This window comes from Lentisphaera araneosa HTCC2155 (assembly GCF_000170755.1).
In the GTDB taxonomy this organism is placed as follows: Bacteria; Verrucomicrobiota; Lentisphaeria; order Lentisphaerales; family Lentisphaeraceae; genus Lentisphaera; species Lentisphaera araneosa.
Map to the genome: position 1 here is coordinate 25,949 of NZ_ABCK01000013.1, position 16,999 is coordinate 42,947.

The 16,999-nt window shown below is 33.0% G+C and carries 20 protein-coding genes; 4 read left to right on the forward strand and 16 right to left on the reverse strand.

Annotated features, from left to right (window positions below; all coding sequences use genetic code 11):
- Window positions 1–176: 176 nt before the first annotated feature.
- The 5 genes from LNTAR_RS13680 to LNTAR_RS27565 form a co-directional block, all read right to left on the reverse strand.
- Complete coding sequence (locus LNTAR_RS13680) at window positions 177–1,097, reverse strand: SMI1/KNR4 family protein (protein WP_007279310.1); 921 nt, start codon at window positions 1,095–1,097, stop codon at window positions 177–179.
- A gap of 96 nt (window positions 1,098–1,193) precedes the next feature.
- Entirely contained in the window at window positions 1,194–1,724 is a 531-nt protein-coding gene (locus LNTAR_RS13685) for a hypothetical protein (protein WP_007279311.1), read from the reverse strand.
- Between the two features lie 81 nt (window positions 1,725–1,805).
- Window positions 1,806–2,213 carry a hypothetical protein gene (locus LNTAR_RS13690; RefSeq protein ID WP_007279312.1) on the reverse strand — a complete coding sequence of 136 codons (408 nt, stop codon included), beginning with the start codon at window positions 2,211–2,213 and terminating at the stop codon, window positions 1,806–1,808.
- A gap of 414 nt (window positions 2,214–2,627) precedes the next feature.
- Window positions 2,628–3,050, reverse strand: a complete 423-nt coding sequence (locus LNTAR_RS13695) for a hypothetical protein (protein ID WP_007279313.1) — start codon at window positions 3,048–3,050, stop codon at window positions 2,628–2,630.
- Window positions 3,051–3,379: 329 nt separating this feature from the next.
- Entirely contained in the window at window positions 3,380–3,736 is a 357-nt protein-coding gene (locus tag LNTAR_RS27565; protein WP_007279314.1) for a hypothetical protein, read from the reverse strand.
- 195 nt (window positions 3,737–3,931) lie between these two features.
- Between LNTAR_RS27565 and LNTAR_RS13705 the strand changes: the two genes are divergently transcribed.
- Together LNTAR_RS13705 and LNTAR_RS13710 are read left to right on the forward strand one after the other, a co-directional pair.
- Window positions 3,932–4,240: a transposase gene (locus tag LNTAR_RS13705; protein ID WP_007279315.1), complete on the forward strand. Its 309-nt coding sequence runs from the start codon at window positions 3,932–3,934 to the stop codon at window positions 4,238–4,240.
- Window positions 4,241–4,287: 47 nt separating this feature from the next.
- Window positions 4,288–5,196: an IS3 family transposase gene (locus LNTAR_RS13710; protein ID WP_157473597.1), complete on the forward strand. Its 909-nt coding sequence runs from the start codon at window positions 4,288–4,290 to the stop codon at window positions 5,194–5,196.
- A 474-nt stretch (window positions 5,197–5,670) separates the two neighbouring features.
- On the opposite strand, the gene LNTAR_RS13715 is transcribed toward LNTAR_RS13710, so the two are convergent.
- The 6 genes from LNTAR_RS13715 to LNTAR_RS13755 all read right to left on the reverse strand — a co-directional run bounded on the left by LNTAR_RS13715 (window position 5,671) and on the right by LNTAR_RS13755 (window position 11,381).
- Complete coding sequence (locus LNTAR_RS13715) at window positions 5,671–6,045, reverse strand: hypothetical protein (protein WP_007279317.1); 375 nt, start codon at window positions 6,043–6,045, stop codon at window positions 5,671–5,673.
- A 733-nt stretch (window positions 6,046–6,778) separates the two neighbouring features.
- Window positions 6,779–7,231, reverse strand: coding sequence for a hypothetical protein (locus LNTAR_RS13725; RefSeq protein WP_007279319.1), 453 nt, complete (start codon window positions 7,229–7,231; stop codon window positions 6,779–6,781).
- A gap of 786 nt (window positions 7,232–8,017) precedes the next feature.
- Entirely contained in the window at window positions 8,018–8,545 is a 528-nt protein-coding gene (locus LNTAR_RS13740; RefSeq protein ID WP_007279321.1) for a YcxB family protein, read from the reverse strand.
- Between the two features lie 416 nt (window positions 8,546–8,961).
- Entirely contained in the window at window positions 8,962–9,429 is a 468-nt protein-coding gene (locus LNTAR_RS13745; protein WP_007279322.1) for a hypothetical protein, read from the reverse strand.
- 92 nt (window positions 9,430–9,521) lie between these two features.
- A complete protein-coding gene (locus tag LNTAR_RS13750; RefSeq protein ID WP_007279323.1) occupies window positions 9,522–10,814 on the reverse strand; it encodes a hypothetical protein in 1,293 nt (430 codons plus the stop codon).
- 81 nt (window positions 10,815–10,895) lie between these two features.
- Window positions 10,896–11,381: a GNAT family N-acetyltransferase gene (locus tag LNTAR_RS13755; RefSeq protein WP_007279324.1), complete on the reverse strand. Its 486-nt coding sequence runs from the start codon at window positions 11,379–11,381 to the stop codon at window positions 10,896–10,898.
- A gap of 242 nt (window positions 11,382–11,623) precedes the next feature.
- Between LNTAR_RS13755 and LNTAR_RS13760 the strand changes: the two genes are divergently transcribed.
- Both LNTAR_RS13760 and LNTAR_RS13765 read left to right on the forward strand, forming a co-directional pair.
- Window positions 11,624–12,511 carry a tyrosine-type recombinase/integrase gene (locus LNTAR_RS13760; protein WP_040914789.1) on the forward strand — a complete coding sequence of 296 codons (888 nt, stop codon included), beginning with the start codon at window positions 11,624–11,626 and terminating at the stop codon, window positions 12,509–12,511.
- Entirely contained in the window at window positions 12,508–13,596 is a 1,089-nt protein-coding gene (locus LNTAR_RS13765; protein WP_007279325.1) for an IS91 family transposase, read from the forward strand. Before LNTAR_RS13760 ends, LNTAR_RS13765 begins: the two co-directional genes overlap by 4 nt.
- A 330-nt stretch (window positions 13,597–13,926) precedes the next feature.
- On the opposite strand, the gene LNTAR_RS13770 is transcribed toward LNTAR_RS13765, so the two are convergent.
- The 5 genes from LNTAR_RS13770 to LNTAR_RS13790 form a co-directional block, all read right to left on the reverse strand.
- The gene (locus tag LNTAR_RS13770; protein WP_040914960.1) at window positions 13,927–14,262 is read right to left on the reverse strand and encodes a hypothetical protein; all 336 of its coding nucleotides are present in this window, start codon (window positions 14,260–14,262) and stop codon (window positions 13,927–13,929) included.
- Window positions 14,263–14,600: 338 nt separating this feature from the next.
- Window positions 14,601–15,113, reverse strand: a complete 513-nt coding sequence (locus LNTAR_RS13775; RefSeq protein ID WP_007279326.1) for a hypothetical protein — start codon at window positions 15,111–15,113, stop codon at window positions 14,601–14,603.
- A gap of 93 nt (window positions 15,114–15,206) precedes the next feature.
- Entirely contained in the window at window positions 15,207–15,737 is a 531-nt protein-coding gene (locus LNTAR_RS13780) for a GNAT family N-acetyltransferase (protein WP_007279327.1), read from the reverse strand.
- Window positions 15,738–15,836: 99 nt separating this feature from the next.
- Entirely contained in the window at window positions 15,837–16,361 is a 525-nt protein-coding gene (locus LNTAR_RS13785; protein WP_007279328.1) for a DUF2262 domain-containing protein, read from the reverse strand.
- Between the two features lie 87 nt (window positions 16,362–16,448).
- Window positions 16,449–16,970, reverse strand: coding sequence for a hypothetical protein (locus tag LNTAR_RS13790; RefSeq protein ID WP_040914961.1), 522 nt, complete (start codon window positions 16,968–16,970; stop codon window positions 16,449–16,451).
- Window positions 16,971–16,999 lie beyond the last annotated feature (29 nt).

A 16,999-nucleotide genomic window follows, 5' to 3' on the forward strand; every position in this document is an offset into this window, starting at 1 on the left:
TGGCTTTTCTGGATCTGTCTAGATGGAAGTTTTTTCTTTTTTAGAAATCATTTCTTCATATGCGTCGATATGAAATAAGAAAGTAATTAGTAAATCGTTTATATATTCTTTGTTCTTATCTAACGACTGGGCTTACTTGCGTTTGGACGAAGCGAAACATCATCTACAACCCGTGGTTAGGGTTTTTGAATTTCTTTAATACTTTTTTGTACTAGTTGTAAATTTTCCTTTAATTGGGAAAAAATCTCTAGATATGCAATTTCACTAGAGGGTTCATTAATGAACATACCATTACTTAACACTAAAGAACTTTTTATCTTTATTTGTATTTTTTTAGACTCTAAAGTTAGTTTATATATTTTGGTTTTACTATTTTCACATAATGAGATAAAACAACTTGATGTGATGAGATCATTTTTTTGTATTATTTCTTCATTAATCCAATTTTTCCATGAACGGTTTTCTTCGGTGATAACCCTATAATAATCATTGTGATCATATACTTGAGAATTAATTGTAAATGTATTATTATAGTCATCAATAGATGATATTTCATCTTTGAAAATTAGTGTTTCGCCCGTTTTTTTATTTTTTGAAAAACTTAATTTAGATCCATGAAATTGAAGATTTAAGAAATCTTCAAAATTATTTGCGATAACTTTTTTCTGGTTGAAAGATGATGCTCCAACTTTGAACCAGATGACTTCAGGTTCTTGATTATTATTATAATCTAATGCATAAAAGTTATCATAATCGGTGTAAAAAATTAGTATTTTGTTTGGATCTAAATTTTCCTTTTTAAATTTAGATCTTGTAAAATATAAACTGTATTTTTCGTCATGATATAAATTTACATTTGTAAGTACATATTCAGATTTAGATTCATTGATCCCATATATAGAATCGATATGATGTTTTTTTGATTTTAATTTAAAAATTGGAATTTCTACTGTTCCACCATTTTGAATCAAAAGGATTTCTTTATATTTCTTAGGTAGTTTTATGTTATATTTCTTTTCAAAAACACTTATATCTTTCTGTGTAACTATTGGGTTTTCGTATTCTTTAAATGCGTGATTTTTTCTATATATATTCATATTTTTACCCTAACGTCTAAACTGAGTTCGTACTTTCTATCTAAAATTGTGACTCACAACGAAAGTATCAACTCCAGTTTCTTGTTCGATTTTTTTCTATTTAATTTCTTTTGATATTTCTACATGTCCGTCAAGAAAGAGAATATGTCTATTTCCATGTTCGTCAGCTTTCTTTTCATAAACAAGAATTATGTTGTTAGAATCGTTAGAATCGTTAGAATCAATAGATAATCCACCAATATAATTAACTGTATTTAGGTCAATTCTTGAATAAATTTTCTCATGATCCAGTGTAGCAGGAAGAGTTTTATTATCATCTGCAGTTCTTTTGATTCCGTGATATAGCATTTTAAAGAATGCAATTTTTCTTTTTTTGTATAAATCAGTTTGTTTTTGCTGATTTTCTTTCATTAGTTTTTCTAGCTTAAGATTAAAAGCTGCTTTTTCTTCATCTGTTTTTGCAGCTTCACGTTCTTTCATTAAAGCTTGAACTTGAGCTATCACCTTTTGACTTTCTTGTTCGGCATAATCACGAGCCTCTGCCATTAATTGTTCTTTACTCTTTTTACTTTGTGAGTGCAGAGTAAATGAGAGTATTAGGGTGATAATTATTAATGTGAATTTCATATTTTTATTTCCTATCGAACGTCTGGATTGAGTTGGATTCGAGGTACGAGAATCTCAACTCCGATCCTTGGTTCTGTCTGTTTATTTTTCTATTTTTGTCATTGGGATTTCTACATCACTGTATATAAAAGAAATACTATCTTTTGTAAATTTAATATTCTCTTCTTTTTCTTTGTTTCTATAGTTTACAATCAATGTTAGTATGTCTTTTTTTATGTGTTTAATCACATACTTTTTTCTCTCTTCTTCTTTCCCTTTCATTTTTATAACAAATTCTGAATCTGTGAATGTAAAAGTAATTTGAGTCATCATTTTTTTCTGATGATCATTCCATTTCGAATTGTTATTAACATTAGTAACTGTCCATATTCCAATAAGTTTTTTAGCTGCCTCTTTCTGTGTTATATCTATGTTTTGATGAACTTCAGATTCTGCATGAATTTGAGGGATAGTTATTAGGGAAATTATTAATATAAAAATAGTTTTCATGATTTATTACTCTTGGTTTGAATCATTATTTTTTGACAGAACGTCTGAACTGAGTAGTACTTTCTATTTAAAATTTGACTCCAAACGAAAGTATCTACTCCAGTGATTTGTTAGATCTTTTCTTTTTTACTGTTGATAATTAGATTTTTATTTCTTTTTATTTGCTGATTCCGCATATACTTGGAATCGTATTCGATGCACAGTTTGCGTTTACTTCTGGTGAATTGCTGAGTTCGCATTTACTCAGCTTAATTTTGTGATTCCAAGAATAAAGTGAGTTGCTAAGTAGATGACGTAATAAGATAAAATATATTTTAAATTTATTCTGATCTAACGTCTGGATTGAGTTGGATTCGAGGTACGAGAATCTCAACTCCGATCCTTGGTTCTGCTTATTTCGTTTAATTATTTTAATTAAGTTCGTATCTGAGAATACATATAATTACCTGTTACATCTAGTTTTGTACTGATAATAATAAATTCAGTAAATTTCAGGCTAATTGTTAAATAATCTTCACAAATAAAGATGCTATCTAGTTTCGATTCATTGCGTAATCTATCTATTGAATACTTTGATTTTTTCTTCGTAAAAAAACTAAATAGATTAGGTGCCCATTCTTCATTTATTTCATCGATTACTTCTGAAAATGCGAGTTCTCTTAAATGATAATAATTAGATTCAATGTTAGGTATTATATCGTCAAGACTTAATTTAGATTTAAAAAATTCAGGCTCTACATTTAAATGAGTTTGAATCCCATGTATGTCGATATTCCCCACATAGCTTCGTCTGAATTTTTTAAGTTTTCCAAAATTTGTGTTTATATATTCGTCCATAATTTAGATATGTAAGGTTATAATTTTTTTGTAGCAGAACGTCTAAACTGAGTTCGTACTTTCTATCTAAAATTTGACTCATAACGAAAGTATCAACTCCAGTTTCTTGTTAGTATTTTGTCTTTTTCTTGTTTTTTATTTCAAAATTCTGATCATTATCAGATCATTATTTCGGATTCAATTTAGCTCTAAAATCATAGGTTCAGATAATTCTAAATTCGTGCATCCGCGATTCTGGGATTCTCGTTTCTATCATCTAAATTTATTATATACTAACGTCTAAACTGAGTTCGTACTTTCTATCTAAAATTTGATTCACAACGAAAGTATCAACTCCAGTTTCTTGTTATACATTTTTCTTTAATATTTCTTATATCTGAGAATATGGCTTCAAGTTTTTCTTTATTAGCTCCTGCATATATAACTTGTCTTTTATTGTTAGTTAATATTTGTAGCTGATAAACTTTGGTGTTTAACACTGTTTCCTCATTTTCATAAAATCCTCCAGGAACAATTTCTAGTTCCGAGTTCACTAATTTGACTTTCCAATAATTCTTTAATCTTTTTATTGTTAATTCTCCTTTTCTCGTGTCTATGGATAGATGACCATAAGTCTCAAATCCACAAAAGGAAATAAATGCTAATACCAGTAAAATTATTGAAGTTAATGTAGTACTAATAACCACTTCGATTGGCAGTGTGGATTTAAATAAAACAAAAGAGATAACACCTAAAATTATTGAAGTAGGAAAACAAAATTTATATAAACCATGAAGAGATGGAACATATTCAATTGTTGCGCTTCAGTTGAAATAGGACACATCCCTTTTTTTCTTAGTTGAGTTACTTTAAAATCGTAACCCTCCGAAAAGGAAAAAATTATGTCTAAGAAACGCCGTTATTTTAGTGCAGAACAGAAAGTTATTGCCATTCGTAAACACCTACTTGAGCAAACCCCAGTATCTGATATTTGTGATGAACTGAATATTACAACGACTCTATTTTATCGTTGGCAAAAAGAGTTCTTTGAAAATGGTTCTCGAGCATTCACCAAGGATGGTGATAGTAATTTAAAGAAGGCAGAAAAAGAGAACAGTCAACTCAAGGCGACAACTTCACAGAAAAATGATGTTATAGCTGAACTCGTGGCGGAGAATCTAAACTTAAAAAAGAAACGTGGCCTGATCTAAATGGAACTTGGGTTAGTAAAGAAGTTCGAGATCAGGTCGTTAAATATCTGTATAAGTGGCATGAACGGACGCAAATCGACCTGCGCAGCATGCTCAAAAGTTTAGCTCTTCACCCGAGCAAATTCTATCAATGGAAAAAACGAAAAGGTAAGGCCAATCAGCATAATGGTAAACAGCCCAAAGATTTTTGGATTACTGAAGATGAAAGACGTGCTGTCATTGAATATTATCAGTCTCATCGTCAAGAAGGCTACCGAGCAGTGACATATATGATGATTGATGAAAATGTTGCGTATATGAGCTCTTCCTCTGTTTATCGTATTTTATCAGATGCAGAACTCATGCGTACTAAAGCTACAAAGAAATCCACTAAAGGAAATGGATTTGAGCAACCATTACAAGCTCATGAACACTGGCATACAGATATTTCGTATGTGAAGATCAATAAGAGATTCTACTTCTTCATTGGTGTTTTAGATGGTTATAGTCGTTGTTTACTTCACTGGGAAATCAGAGAATCGATGAATGAGCAAGATGCTGAAATAGTTGTAAAACGAGCTTTAGAAAAGTTCCCAGAAGCAAGGCCTAGGATTATTACTGACAATGGTTCTCAGTATACAGGACAGGAATTTAAAAAATTCATTGCCTGTCATGGTCTTACTCATGTTCGAACCTCACCATATTATCCCCAGAGTAATGGAAAAATAGAACGTTTTCATTTTACTTTGAAGAATGGATCTATAAGACCTTTAACGCCTCTGAGTGTAGAAGATGCCAGGAGAGTTGTCGATCAGTATGTTGACTATTACAATAACACACGCCTGCATAGCGCTATTGGTTTCATCGCTCCAAAGGATAAGCTCAATGGGAAGGATGTGAGCATTATACAAGAAAGACGCAGAAAACTTGCTGATGCAAAAATTCGTAGATTAGAATTCTTTGCAGAAGCTTCATAAGCCACTAATGTGAGTAATCTCAACTAAGAGAAAGTGGGCAACTGTCTAATTCCCGCTGAAGCAGCACACAATTGTGTTAATCTCTGTTTTTCTGTGAACTACTGGACCACCATCGACCTTTTTCCAAGATTGGTCTGTTCGTTCATCTATATTTTCTGAATATTTGATCATATAATTATTGTATAACGTCTGAACTGAGTAGTACTTTCTATTTAAAATTTGACTCCAAACGAAAGTATCTACTCCAGTGATTTGTTAGATCTTTTCTTTTTTACTGTTGATAATTAGACTTTTATTTCTTTTTATTTGCTGATTCCGCATATACTTGGAATCGTATTCGATGCATAGTTTGCGTTTACTTCTGGTGAATTGTTGACTTCGCATTTATGCAGCTTAATTCTGTGATTCCAAGAATAAAGTGAGTCGCTTTTTAAGATGCGAATTTCTATCAATTCTTATGAATTTTATTCTGATCTAACGTCTGGATTGAGTGATACTCGAGGTACGAGAGTATTCACTCCGATCCTTGGTTAGACTATTTTTGTTTCTTAATTTCTTCATTCTTCCCATATGAAAAATTATATCTACATGTGTAAATACTTGTTCAATTGGAATTTCGTTTTTGTCAATTGAATTATCTTTCATCATTCTAGAACACTGAATTCCTAATTCATAGAGTAGGGCTGCTAGCTCTATATCAATTTGGTCTGAACTTTGTGTATGAATTTGAATTATATTTAAGGATTCTAGCATTAAATCACTGTTGTTGTGGAGATTACTTTTTAAGTCTCCATTACCGTCCATTGCTAGATAGGTTCTTAAGTTTTCAGTTGCTTGTTCAATTGTCATATTTATGTATGTCTAACGTCTAAACTGAGTTGTACTTTCTATCTAAAATTTGACTCATAACGAAAGTATCAACTCCAGTTTCTGGTTAGTTTTTTTATTTTTTATTTTCATTTTTAACTTTATTGATAACATATGTGACTACAAAAAATATGATTATTGATATGACAATATGGAATAAATAAATTTGATTGATCTTTAGTATGAGGGTTCTTGATAATTGATTCAATTTTTCATTATCATCTTTAATAACTCTCAATAATCCCATTTGTTGCATATTTAATCTCATTATACCAAATGTTGCCCACACATATAATGCGATTAAGATAAATAAAATTTTATTGAAGTGTTTGATCATTTTATGTTAAACTAACGCCTGAACTGAGTAGTACTTTCTATTTAAAATTTGACTCCAAACGAAAGTATCTACTCCAGTGATTTGTTAGATCTTTTCTCTTTTATTGTTGATAATTAGACTTTTATTTTTTTTCATTTGCTGATTCCGCATATACTTGGAATCGTATTTGATGCACAATTTGCGTTCACTTTTGGTGAATTGCTGACTTCGCATTTACTCAGCTTAATTCTGTGATTCCAAGAATAAAGTGAGTCGCTAAGTAGATGACGTAATAAGATAAAATATATTTAAAATTTATTCTGATCTAACGTCTAAACTGAGTTCGTACTTTCTATTTAAATTGTGACTCACAACGAAAGTATCAACTCCAGTTTCTTGTTAGCTATTTCCCTCTTCAATTTCTATATTTTTAGGTTCTTTATATGTTTTTAATGAGAAAGCATAAATGAGTGTTAAGATTACTAGAGAATGTAAGTAAATTAAGTTTCTATGAATCAGCCTGTAAAGATTCAATTCTCCGATGATATAATCTGGTGGAGTGGAGTTTGTTTTTGTGATTTTATATCTTTTTTCAATTTCTATTTTATCATATTCTTTTGGAGACAAATACTCATGAATGTAAGGAAGTTTTTTGAATTTCCATTCAACAATTTCATCTTTATGTTTGATTGGTAAATAAGTAACCTGGTAAAAATATCTACTCCAATTTTTACTGACAACTAATCCCCATGTTTCCTCACCTTTATTTTCAGCAATCTTCAAATCAATAACTCGATAGAAAATAAGAAGGAGGTTCAAAATTATTGTAAAGAGTAAAATTTTTCTTTTCATTATTGTTAGCTAACGTCTAGGATGATTTGTACTTTCTATCTAAATTGTGATTCACAACGAAAGTATCAGATCGATCCGTTTGTTAGACTTTTTTCTTATCTCGTTTCTTTAAAATTATATATGTTAGACTCAATATAATTGTGATGAATAATTGAAAGAATATAATTGATTCAATGATAGATGAAGAAACAAAATTATCTTTCGATATTTTAATATGTGTGTTAATTATGTCTTCACGATTTTGTTTTATTTCTTCTTGTTTAAATGTCTTATTTTTCTCTTCAAACAACTCATTCATTCTATTAACAGAGTTTTCCTTAGAGCCTCTAGTTAATAAGAATACTAGAGAATTACTGATTATAGATAAACAGATGAATGTCCACAATAGATGTTTATATATTTTCATTTTTTATGCTAGTCTAACGTCTGGGTTTAGTGATACTCGAGGAACGAGAGTATTCACTGCGACCCTTGGTTCTGTATTTTTAATTCCATTTTCTATTTATACAGGTGTAGTAACCATTTTAAATATGAGGATCATTACAATTGAGAATAACCAACTAGAAACAAGTTTGATTCTCCATTTAGTTGTCTGTTTTTCTTTTTCGGATTTCAAGTACTTATGCGTGTCTCGCATTGTTGGATAAAACAGCATGAATACGAATGCAAATGTAAGGATATATCTCATGAAAATTATTTATTTTATTCCTACAGAACGTCTAAACTGAGTTCGTACTTTCTATCTAAATTTTGACTCACAACGAAAGTGTCAACTCCAGTTTCTTGTTAGCTTTTTGATTGTTTAGTTAAGATATATTTTATTTCTGTAATTTGTTCTTGTGTAAGAACTTCCTTTGGTATTGATCCAGAAATTTCTCCATTTAATAATAGTATCAAGTAATGGCTATCTTCTACTATATTTGAGCTCGCACTACTTGTGAACCTTGTTGACTGTCCATTTTTATTGATCATTATATATTCTTCGTCAATTTGGATTTCAATAGTATCGCCAAGTCTCTTTATTAATTGTTTTCGAGTAAGTTTTTTTATTGCTTTAATTTGACTTGATTCATAAGTTTTGTAAAAGAAGATGAAACTTAATATACCCAACATTATATATGGAATCATAAAAGGATCATTTGGGTTCGCTGTTACATTTATTCCTAATAGGAATAGTGTTACAAATTGGCTTTGGACCAAGCTAATTATCAAGTGTTGTTTTTTTGAATAGAAGATTTTATGAACAATAGGTATAGCTACTTCAAGGTAGTGGTTTACCATATTTTCTTTGTATGTGTATTTTATGCTATTCATATTTTATTCTAAGCTAACGTCTGAACTGAGTAGTACTTTCTATTTAAAATTTGACTCCAAACGAAAGTATCTACTCCAGTGATTTGTTAGATCTTTTCTCTTTTATTGTTGATAATTAGACTTTTATTTTTTTTCATTTGCTGATTCCGCATATACTTGGAATCGTATTTGATGCACAATTTGCGTTCACTTTTGGTGAATTGCTGACTTCGCATTTACTCAGCTTAATTCTGTGATTCCAAGAATAAAGTGAGTCGCTAAGTAGATGACGTAATAAGATAAAATATATTTAAAATTTATTCTGATCTAACATCCAGAATGAGCTGGTACCTGTTTGGCGTGAAACATGTTTCACGTCAAGAGATGATACCGTAACATGTTGCATGACATACATAGGTATCAGCTCGATTCGTTGGTTAGTCGTTTATTATTTCTTCAACTTCTTTTTTATATGATTCATTTCCAAGTCCTACTTGTGCCCAAATAACTCTTGATTCATTTTCGTATCTATCATATTGTTCTTGAGCATCCCATAAAGTAATTATTTGATCAGGGAACATAAATTCATAATCATTATAAGGTTTTAATTCTGATTCGTTTTGGTTGATTAATTCGAATAATTCAGTTGCTTTTGTGTTAAAAACGTTTACATCATTATAAATGACTGTGAAGTGATTAGGTTCACATGATGTACCTATAAATTCTACAATTCCTGTTTTTGAATATTCTATTTGAATACCAGAATTACAGAAATAATCCATTACGTCTATGGAGTGTTCTAATTCAAATCCAATTTGTGATAATGCAGTACGTGCTTCTTCTTTTGTAGATCCTAAGAGAATAGGTCCTATTCCAATATGTGGTTTTATTTCTAATCTAATCATTTCTTATTACCGACTAACGTCGAGGATGATCTGTACTTTCTATCTAAATTTTGACTCACAACGAAAGTATCAGATCGATCCGTTTGTTAGGTTTAGTTGCGGATAAGTTGGAAAAATTCTTCATCTCTTGTTTCATCACACAACGATTCAATAAATTGTTTATTGTGAAATGATTCTGAAATCTTTTCAAAAACTATGTTTGCAAGCACTCTTAACCTTCTTAGTTTTGCCGGTTCTTTAATACGTCGAATCAGTAATTCACTGTTTTTAATTCCATCTATAAAGTGGTTAGCAGCATGATCGTCAAATGATTTGAACATCTCGGGTATATACAATGCTGCACCATCTGCGTAAAAATCTGTTCTGCTATATCTTGCACTTGATCCCATTCGTCCTACATATGTTTTTGTTAAAGATAAAACATACTCAGCCATTAATTCTTCTGGTATTAAGCTAGCGTATGGAACTAATGCTTTTACTGCTTCATTTTCCCTTGGGAAATCATCGAATGCTTTAGTCAATGCGTGTACTAAAGGTTCCGTTTGGTATCTTCTAGATACAACAGATAAGTAACCCTGATTTTGTACTAATTCTATGAAACTAAAAGCTGTTTGAGTTATTTCTGAGTTTCCTTTTTGGATCTCCTGATCAACTCTTCGAGCTATTTGAACTTTTATTGTTTTTGGTAGCACTCGCCATAAAATAGGTGCGACAAACTCAATGTTTGATCTGAGAATACTAGTTGACTGGGGATGTAGGTAAGATGTATATAAACGATTAGCCAATTCATTTTTATATATTTCTGGCAAGTCACCGAGAGCACTTTCTATAGAAACAACATTTCTATCAAATGATTGTTCAGCTAGGTTTGCGACATATTGCTTTACATCTATTATTTGTGCTGGATACTCTGCGTTTAGCACATATTTGATGCAATCATCCATCATTGCTAACACTTTTATAATGGAGGGATCGCTACTTTTAGGGTGGCCAGAAAATATATGTCGTGTTTCTTTCGCGTGTTTTAATACTTTACTTGCCTCCCACCCAATAACTCCAATTTTATATGCGCCTTCAATAAGGTGGTCGTCATTAACATAGTTTTGAAAATCTTCGTATGTTTTAATTTCTCTAGTAAGATCAATTGATTTATTAAAAAGGCTTATACTTCTAAATAATATTTTATTTCGCAAGTCATCTACTACAGCATTCCAAAATGAGCCAATTGAACTTCTGTAGCCTCCAACTTGAAGTACTTTTACAGCTTCAAGAATATATGGGTCATCTCTTAACTCTTCTCGAACAGATAAAAGAGCTCTTTCCATAATTGGAATAATTTCACTATTTTCGTTTGTTGTTATTACAGTAAGTTGTCTGTCATTCATTATGTGCTCTTATTTTTTAACCTAACGTCCAGGATAACCTATAGCAGTAGAGAGCGCAGCGAATGGATGCTATTGGGTTGATCAGTTTGTTAGGTCTTTTGTTTTAAATGTTTGTAAAGGGCCTTTAGGAGAAGAGCCTGACCACTTTTCTTCATAATCACCATTAGTATATGATGAAATAACTTTCCTCCAGAATCTTTGTGCAGGAATATTTTCTTCAATTTGTGCTACATGCCACAAACCATCATGTTTATTGAAAATTTCTTTTGCAGCAGTTATACCGTAACCTTTACTTCTTGCGTGTTTGATGATGAAAAATTCTGCTATGGAAAATGAGTTTAGATCCAGTTCTCTAACAAGTGCAAACCCTATAGGTTTTTGGTTTTCTAGAATAATATATGGGAAGCGATCTGAATCAGTCCAATATAAATCAAGATACTTACTTACATATAAACCACTTTCATTAGGAGCCTCGTTTGTGAATTCAGACATATCATGAAGGTATAATTGCATGAGGTTAGATATGATCTTTTTAGTATTTTTCTTTGATAAATTAATGTAAATCATTTTTTCTTTGACCTAACGTCTGAGTTGAGGGATTTCTGAGCGAAGCGAAGAAATTCCTCTCCAGCGCCTGGTTGAACGAAGCCGCCCTGCGGCAGGCTGTGCTTGTGTAAGTCATTTTCTCCTCTTGTCAAAACTTTCCTCGGTGCCTTTTAATTTGTAGTTTGGTCTTCTTTTACGGTAGTTTTTCTCTGTAGCTTATCAAGGACACAGTTTTGTGTTCTGGCTTAATTAAACGGAGAAAAATGATGAATGATTCATTCCAAAAATATTATAGAGCGATGCAATTGGAGCTTAAGCTCCAAGCTAAGGCAAAGAGTACAGTGGACAACTACTTGCGAGCTTTGCGTCGCGTCAATGATTTGATTGCTTCGCCTCTTGATCAACTTAAAGAAGAGGAGCTCAAGCTCTACTTTTCTGAATTGGTGGATACTTATTCCTGGAGCACGGTGAAGATGGATCGCTGTGCCCTAAGTTTTTTTTATCAATACGTGCTCAAGCGCGAGTGGAAATGGCTCGAAATTGTTCGTATCCCCCGAGTAAAATCCTTACCCGATATCCTCAGCCAAGATGAAACTTTACTGATTTTGTCTCATTTGGAAAAAGCTCGCTATCGAACTTGTCTCACAGCAATTTATTCCATGGGTCTACGCATCAGCGAGGGTGTGAGAATTCAAACAGGCGACATTTGCAAGGATCGCATGCGTTTACATGTGCGCAATTCCAAGGGCTACAAAGACCGTCTCGTTCCCTTGCCCCAAGTGACTTACCAGATGCTAAGGGATTACTGGGTGATGCACCGCAATCCGCTACTGCTATTTCCGCGTTATGCCGGGAAAAGTCGTAGCAATTCCAAAACGACTTTGCACATGGATAAGGGCGGGGTGCAGTCGGCCTTTAAAGCGGCTTTGGCTGATAGTGGCCTCGCCAAACAGGTGTCGGTGCATTCCCTGCGTCATTCCTATGCAACACATTTGGTGGAAGCGGGAGTGAACTTGCGAGTAATTCAAGAAATCCTCGGTCATAGTTCTCCGGCAACCACGGCGATTTACTCTCATTTATCAAAACCCGTGATACAGGACTCCGATGGCATGATCAACAAATTGATGCAGCGCCTAGGAGCTCTGCGATGATGGATTTAGTCGAGCTCAGCGAAAGATATTGGGACGAGCTGAGTTCGACACTTGATCAGGATCAGAGACGCGCTTTTAAGGCTATGATGAATTGCCGTCAGCAGAGTGCAGGTGGATCTTACTATGCCTGCACGAGTTGTGGACATGTTCATTATCACTGCCGATCTTGCGGAAACCGCTTCTGCAGCCGTTGCCAAAACCATCGGGCGAGCCAGTGGCTTCATCGACAAAAACAGCGTCTCTTGCCATGTCCTTACTTCATGGTGACCTTTACTCTGTCGAGCTCTTTGCGTGCCATTCCAAGATGGCGACGAAAAGAGATGTTTGATGCCTTGTTCATGGCCTCAAGTCAAGCTCTCAAAGAAATGTGTAAAGATCGTCTTGGTGGTGAATGTGGCATGATTGGCGTTCTGCATACCCATGGGCGAGACTTGTGCTATCATCCTCATATTCACTACATCGTTCCCGGGCTCGTACTCAATAGTCAGGAAAAGCTCTTACGAGTGATCAAGAAAAATTATCTCGTCAACAATAAAGCTTTAGGCGCATTGTATCGTGGTAAATTTCTCGCAGCCTTAACTGAGCACAAAATTGGCTTCCAATCCTCGCTTTATGCAAAAAAGTGGAATGTGGATTGCCGAAGTGTAGGCCAAGGGCTTCATGCCCTCGAATACCTTAGTCGCTACCTCATGCGAGGTGTAGTTTCAGAGCAATCCTTGTCCGAAAAAGAGGATAAAGTTCGACTGCGGTATAAGGATTCGCAGACCAAGCGGATGGACTCCAAAGATTTTGGACCCGTGGAGTTTTTACAGCGCCTCGCTCAGCACGTCTTGCCAAGGGGCTTCCATCGCGTGCGGGAATACGGTTTTCTCGCTCCTGCAGCCAAGAAAAAACTCTTTCTTATGCAGAACTTACTGGAAGTCAAAATTCCCAATGATCCTCCGCCAAAATTACCTGCGCTACGCTGCAGTCTTTGTCAGGGCATTATGCTGCCCATTGGCCGAGTCATTAGTGAAGGACGTCTCAAGCAAGAATCTTTAGTGTCAGTAGGGGCACGCTCGCCGCCTATAGTTTCAATCTCCTAAGTTTATTCATTAATTTTTTCAGTACAAAACTTTGGGTCATAGATCCCCTATGCCCAAATTTGAGGAATTTCAGTATAAATGCCCTTCAAAAAATCTTTCGATTGCGATTAATCCTAGGAAAAGACTCGACCTTCACAAAAGTAGTGAGTCCATCTAGTCAAACAGGCGTATCCATTGCCTTTTTTGGGGCAAAATTGACCCCTTCATCTCCCTCAGGCTAAAAAGCTAAATACATAGGGGGGGGTCCGAGCATGGGGCTCGTCCAACCATTGATTAAGATTCCGGCTACTTTGGGTTCCATTTAATATCAGCGAAATCTAATCTTATTCGTTAGAGTTTTCTTCTATATTCAGTTCGATTTTTAAAATATGTAAACTTCCACTCTTCATTTTCTATTTGTATGAAGGAGGAAACATAAGGTGCAAAATAATATCCATATTCATATTGTTTATCTCTTTTTGTGACAACACATATGTTGGTTGAGTGATTATAGATTTCAATAGATGGGATTTTATATAAAAGATTATCTGGGTTTTCTAGATAGAAATTGTTTACAGCACTTTGTATTTGTTCTGATGAATACGTATCAAAGAAAGATTGCTCATGGTTACTTTTGCATGCCGTTAAGATGATAAATATTATGAGTGTTATTATTGTTGTTTTCATTTTATTACTCTAACGTTCAGGTTCACTTAAATCTGAGGTACGAAGATTTTAAGTGCAACCGTTGGTTCTGTATTTTTATTATTTGATTTAAAGTTTATCATTTATACAGTTTGTTCTAATTAATACTATTTGCTGATTTAGCAATTTTATAAATTGATTCAATGATGGTTCGTGCATCTGCGATTTATTTGTTTTTGCAGATCATGCAAATTTAAAATCGTATCTAATTTTTTATTTTTCAGAGATCATGCATCTGCGATTTTTTATTACTACAGAACGACCGGGTTTAGGGATTTCTGAGCGAAGCGAAGAAATTCCTCTGCAACCCATGGTTCGGTTTATTCTTTTTGTTGAGTTATAATTTTCCTGAATTTAGATAAGTCAATTTTTTTATATTCTTCTGGAGTTATTAATCCTGTATACCCGTCATTGTAGGCAACTACATGGTACTTTGGTCCGTTATATATCCGACTTCCTTCTTGTTTTGAAAAAGCCTTTTCACAAACTATAAAAATTTCTTTTTTTGTTTTATCTAAGTTAATAATATCTTCTTTGATGTAATAATTAAATTGCCCATAACCATGGTGATAATCATCTAGTATTTCAAGGATTTCTTGGTGAGTTTTAGGCTTTAGTTGATTAATGGACGATAATTCATGTTGTTTTTGTGACTCTATACGAAGTAATAAAATATATGATTTACAGACACCTTTACTACTACCCATACCATGGTTGGATCTTGTGTCATGGAAATTATATATAACAAAACTAGCAATGAAGTAGATTGATATTACAACATAAATGAATTTTCTTATCCATGGCTTTTTTAGTGTCATTATAAATTTATTCATTTTTTATTCTTACCGAACGTCTTAGATAACCTATAGCTGTAGCGAGCGAAGCGAGTGGAAGCTATTAGGTTGATCTTTTTGTTCTGCTTTGACTTAGAATAGATAGCCGAGTAAATCAACAGGTTCATCTGGCCATGCTTTGCTTCCGATTTGTTTTATCATAAGCTCATTTTCAATACGTTCGACCGCAACTCCATAATTTTTATGATCGCTAATTCGTAACCAACTCAAGAAAGTTGAAATCATTAAAAAGCCGTTTTTCTCGTATAATTTATGATTATCTGCAACTAAAAATAGGAAATCGATTCCCTTTTTGGTAGCTAAACTAGAGACTTTACATAACATTTTAGATGCTATGCCTCTTCTCTCATATTGACTAGAAACACATAAATCGATTACTCCAAAAATTGTAAAAATTGATTCTCCCACAGATATAACTCTGTGGTCGACCCCCATATGACCAACTAATTTATCATCTTCGTATGCTAAAAATCTAAAATGAGGTAGTTGTTTGAAGTATGACCTTGGTTTTGAGTGTTCGGGAAAACAATCATTTTTTAATCTTGTTATCTCGCCATGCAAGATAGGTGTAATATTGTATTCTATTTTTTTTATTATTTTCATTTTTTATTTTGCAGAACGTCGAGGATGATCTGTACTTTCTATCTAAAATTTGACTCATAACGAAAGTATCAGATCGATCCGTTGGTTATGAGTTTTCTATTATGCTAACCCAACATTCATTATTTCTTTATTTACATTCAAAGAAACAGTTATTGAGTGTTCAGTAAATAGATCATTGACCGTGTTTATATATACCTGTACTGGGTGCTCATATGGATCATCTTCGTTGTAATCAAAAACTATACTTTTGTAATATAACCTTTTAATAAATTCTTTTTCGTTTAATTCAGGTAACCTTTCTCGAGTTTCTATTATCTCTATTTCGTTTCCTGTGTCTCCAGGGTACTTTGCATAGAATTCTGAAATGGTTAATCCATTCCAATAAACTTCGTCAAATCTCCAACCTTCATTATATGTATTTAAAAGTTTATCTGATGCACTTTTAAAAATAACATCCAAGTTACTTTCTACATATTTTATTATGTCTTCAATTTCATCAAATGAGTATTCATTTATAAAGTCTTCATAAATTGAATAATCACATTTATCGTTTTTTAAAAAGTACTTTTCGTCCTCTTCATTGAAGACAAAAATTCCATATGTATTTTCAAGACTTTCTTTCATATTTTATTATCTCATAACGTCTAAACTGAGTTTGTACTTTCTATCTAAATTGTGACTCACAACGAAAGTATCAACTCCAGTTTCTTGTTATGTGTTGTCTCTTCGTTTTTTCCATAATTCATCCCACCATTTATCAAATTCAATTTCTACAATATTTGAGCCATGTTTTTTATTTAAATATGCAATAACTTGAGAGTTATATGTTTCAGCTATTTTATGTGACAATTCTTGGGAATGAGATGTTGCTATATGAGAATTAAAAATACGAATTTTATGCTTTTGAAACATGAGATCCCTGAATGCATCCATGTCAGGAAATATACCACTACCATGGAAAATAATATAATTTACTCTACCATATTCTAAATCTTCTTTAGCACCTTTTTCATATGTTAAATGCCCATCTGCTCCACTGACTTGAGGGTATAGTGAAATTAGTCTTTTATCATACTCTCTAAGAGTTTGAATTAAATATTCATGACCCATTAAATCTAATGCAGTATTAGTTCTTATTTCTCGTAAATTTCTTTTGTTCTGTAGTGCATTCTCATAATTATTTGATGAACATGATATTAAAATTGTGATTAATATGAGTGATATATATTTCATTTTATTTCCACATAACGTCTGGGTTTAGT